Annotated in this window: 4 protein-coding genes; all 4 read left to right on the top strand. The window is 68.0% G+C overall.

What is annotated here, in order from left to right:
- Positions 1-689 (top strand): LptF/LptG family permease (locus LW840_RS16690; RefSeq protein ID WP_291277421.1); only part of this gene is annotated, 689 nt, incomplete at its 5' end.
- Entirely contained in the window at positions 686-1,771 is a 1,086-nt protein-coding gene (locus LW840_RS16685; RefSeq protein WP_291269869.1) for an LptF/LptG family permease, read from the top strand. The genes LW840_RS16690 and LW840_RS16685, both read left to right, overlap by 4 nt.
- Positions 1,772-1,810: 39 nt before the next feature.
- On the top strand, positions 1,811-2,602 hold the full coding sequence (locus LW840_RS16680; RefSeq protein WP_291269870.1) for an ABC transporter permease: 792 nt from the start codon (positions 1,811-1,813) through the stop codon (positions 2,600-2,602).
- Positions 2,603-2,621: 19 nt separating this feature from the next.
- Positions 2,622-3,509 carry an MlaD family protein gene (locus tag LW840_RS16675; protein ID WP_291269871.1) on the top strand — a complete coding sequence of 296 codons (888 nt, stop codon included), beginning with the start codon at positions 2,622-2,624 and terminating at the stop codon, positions 3,507-3,509.
- Positions 3,510-3,771 lie beyond the last annotated feature (262 nt).

Raw genomic sequence — 3,771 nt, 5'->3', positions numbered from 1 at the left:
CGGTGCAGCAGCCGCCGGTGCAGCAGCCGCCGGCCCCGGCGCCGGTTCCGACGCCGGTGCCGCCGGCCGTCGTGGAGCAGCCCGGGCTGGAGCGTTCGCCGGCGGCGGTGGCGGCCGACTCTGTCGCGCGCGCCGATTCCGCCGCCCGGGCCGATTCCGCCGCCCGGGCCGACTCGGCCGCCCGCGCCGCGGCCGCCGCGGCCGCCGCGGTACCGGCCGCGACCCTGGCGGGAACCGATACGGTGAGCGTGTACGCCACGGCCATGCGCGCCGCGCAGCAGCAGCTGCTGGCGCAGCGCGAGGTGGTGGACGGGTTGGCCGTGGAGATCCACAAGAAGTTCGCGCTGTCGTTTGCCTGTCTCGTGTTCGTGCTCTTCGGCCCGCCCATTGCGCTGCGCTTTCCGCGCGGCGGCGTGGGGGTCACCATTGGCGTGAGCATCGTGGTGTTCGGCCTCTATTACATCTGCCTCATGGGCGGCGAGGCACTGGCCGACAAGGGGCGGCTGCCGGCGTTCATCGCCATGTGGATCGCCAACGTGATCTTCTCGCTGGTGGGGATCGCGCTGCTCTGGCGCGTGGAGAACACCACCGATACGTCGCGTGGCGGCGGGCTTCGCGACTGGCTGGCCGACCGGCGCGCGCGCAAGCAGCTGGCGCGTGCGCTCAAGGCGCCGGCGGTGCCGGCATGAGCACCCGACTCATCACACCGCTCGACAAGTACATCGCCGGGGAGTTCACGCGCATCTTCAGCGTGACGATCATGGGGTTCCCGGTGCTGGTGTTCGTGATCGACCTGGTCGACAACCTGCGCAAGTACCAGGAGAAGGGGCTCACCGCCAAGGCACTGGCGCTGAGCTACCTATACTGGATCCCCGATACGCTGTTCATGATCATGCCGGCGGCGGTGCTCTTCGCCACCGTGTTCTCCATCGGGACGTTCACCCGCTACTCGGAGATCACCGCGGCCAAGGCGTCGGGGATCAGCTTCTACCGCTTCATTGCCCCCATCGTGGTCATGGCGACCTTCGCGATGGGGCTCGACCTGGTCTTCAGCGAGGTGGCACCGCCGGCCAATGCCGAACGGCTCAAGCTGCTGGCCGGCACGAGCTCGAACGCCATGGACGACCGGTACAACTTCGCCTTCGCGAGCGATGAGGGGCGGGTGTACCGGGTGTATACGCTCAGCGTGCGGGAGAAGACGCTGAACGACGTGGAAATCGAGGAGCGCGGCGGGCCGCGGCGGCCAGGGCTGCTCATTTCCGCCAAGCGTGGCCACTGGACGGCGCAGCGCGGCTGGACGCTGCAGTCGGGGGTGCTGCACGTGATCCCCAATGAGACGGCCGACCTGGCGTTCAGCTTCGATTCGCTGGTGGACCGGCGCCTCAAGGAAACACCCCAGGAGCTGCGCGCCACCGAGCGGGACCCGGCTGAGATGCGCTTTGCCGAGCTGACCCGGTTCATCAAGGCGCTCGAACGGTCGGGCGCCGACGTGAACACGCTCAAGGTGGAGCGGATGCTCAAGATCGCCATTCCGGTCACCTGCCTCATCATTGCGCTCTTCGGGGCCCCGCTGGCCACGAGTTCGCAGCGCGGCGGGGCGGCCTACGGCATTGCGGTAAGCCTGGCGACGACCGTCTTTTTCCTCGTGCTCATCCAGTTGACCAAGGCCATTGGCGGCAAGGGGCTCATCTCCCCGGACATGGCGGCGTGGATTCCGAACCTGCTCGTAGGTAGCTTCGCCATCATCCTGTTGGCCCGTGTCCGCACCTGACCCCGCGATGATCCCTTCACTCCGCCCCGCCCGCTGCTGATGCCGATTGCCTACACGGTGGGTCTGGCGCAGCGCTATGTGGCGGGGCTGCTGCACGCGTTCGGCAAGCGGGCCTATTTTGCCCGCGACATCGTGCGCGGGCTGCGGGACCCGGGCACGTGGGTGCCGGAGACGATCCGCCAGATGCGCAACATCGGTGTGGATTCGGTGCCGCTGGCCGTCATCGTGGCCGCCTTTCTGGGTGGGGTCACCGCCTTCCAGACGCGCTACCAGCTCTTTCCCGGCGTCCAGATGTCGGTGGTGGGGCTCATCGTGCGGCAGTCCATCGTGCTCGAACTGGGGCCACTGCTCACGGCACTGGTGCTCACGGGACGCGTGGGGGCCCGCATGACGGCCGAGATCGGCACGATGCGTGTCACCGAACAGATCGACGCGCTGGAAACGCTCAGCTTCGACCCGGTGGGCTTTCTGGCCCTGCCCCGCCTGCTGGCGGCGCTGGTGATGCTCCCCGCGCTCACCGTGCTGGCCAACGCCACGGCCATCTTCAGCGCGTGGGCCACGCTCGTGACCGCCACCGACGTGCGCACCGACGACTTTCTCCTCGGCCTCCGCCTGGCGTTCACCTCCTTCCAGGTGATCTACTCGCTCATCAAGGCGTTCTGCTTCGGAGCGGCCATTTCCTTCGTCTGCTCGTACCAGGGCTACGTCACGGAGGCTGGTGCCGAGGGGGTCGGTCGTTCCACGGCCACGGCGGTCGTGATTGCGTCCGTGTCCATTCTCGTGCTCGACGCCATTGTCGCGGCCGTTCTGGCTCCGTTCATCCAGGCGTGAGCCTGCACTCCTTCTTTCTATGACGACCAAGCGACGTGACGAAGTGCTGGTGGGGCTGCTGCTGATGGTGGCCCTTGCCCTGGCTCTGGGCGGGACGATCTGGATTGCCCGCGGCGGTCTGGCCAAGGGCTACACGATGCACGCCCGCTTCCCGTGGGGGGCGGGGCTCAAGCAGGGGCAGCCGGTCCTGCTGGCCGGTGTGCAGGTGGGCTTCGTGGAGAAGGTAGAGCTCATCCCCGACGGCACGCTCGACGTGACGCTGCAGGTGCAGGATCAGTACCGCATCCCGAGCGGGACGACGGCGTCGGTGGAAGCGAACGGCATCTTCGGCGACATGCTCATTGCGCTGACTCCGGTGAAGGGGATCGAAGGGAAGATGGCCAAGGGGGATACGATCCCCACCGGCGCCGGCTCCCCGGGGGTGGCGCAGCTGCTCGAGAAGGGGGATTCGATTGCCCTCAACGTGCGGGCGCTGAGCGACGAGGCGCGGCGGCAGTTCGTGGACAGCGGCGGGGTACGGGAGGTGCGCCAGACGGTGGCGGACCTGACGAAGCTGGTGGCCCAGCTGAGCACCGTGGCGGCCGAGCAGTCGCGCCAGCTCACGCTGACCCAGTCGCAGCTGCGGAAGACGCTGTCGAGTGTCGATTCGGCCATGGTGGATTCGACCCTCGTGAATCTGCGGGCGACGAGCGCGAACTTCGAGCAGCTGTCGCGCGATTTCCGGGAGACGAACACGCAGGTCCAGTCGCTGGTGCAGAAGGTGAACACCGGCCCGGGGACCGCCGGGAGGCTGATGAACGACCCGGCGGTGTACGCGCGCATGGACACGCTGCTGGCGCGATTGGATTCGCTGGCGATCGATCTGAGGAAGAACCCGCGGAAGTACATCAACCTCAAGATCTTTTGAGAAGGAGGGGGCGCGCCTGACGGCGCGCCCTTTTGGTTGACAAGGGAGGGAGCAGGGAGCGGGGGGTCAGGGGGCGGGGGGAAGCGACAGCCGGCGGCTGGCTTCATCCCTCACCCTGATCCCCTTCGCTCTGCTCCCTGCCTTGTCATGAGGGGCGCGCCGTCCGGCGCGCCCGTTCCGTTGACAAGGGAGGCAGCCGGGGGCAGGCGATCAGGGAGAAGGGGGAAGCGACAGCCGGCGGCTGGCTTCATCCCTCACCCTG

Source organism: Gemmatimonas sp., assembly GCF_021298855.1.
GTDB lineage: Bacteria > Gemmatimonadota > Gemmatimonadetes > Gemmatimonadales > Gemmatimonadaceae > Gemmatimonas.
The sequence above is the reverse complement of the archived record's forward strand: the minus strand, read 5'-3'. Positions and strand labels throughout refer to the sequence as shown.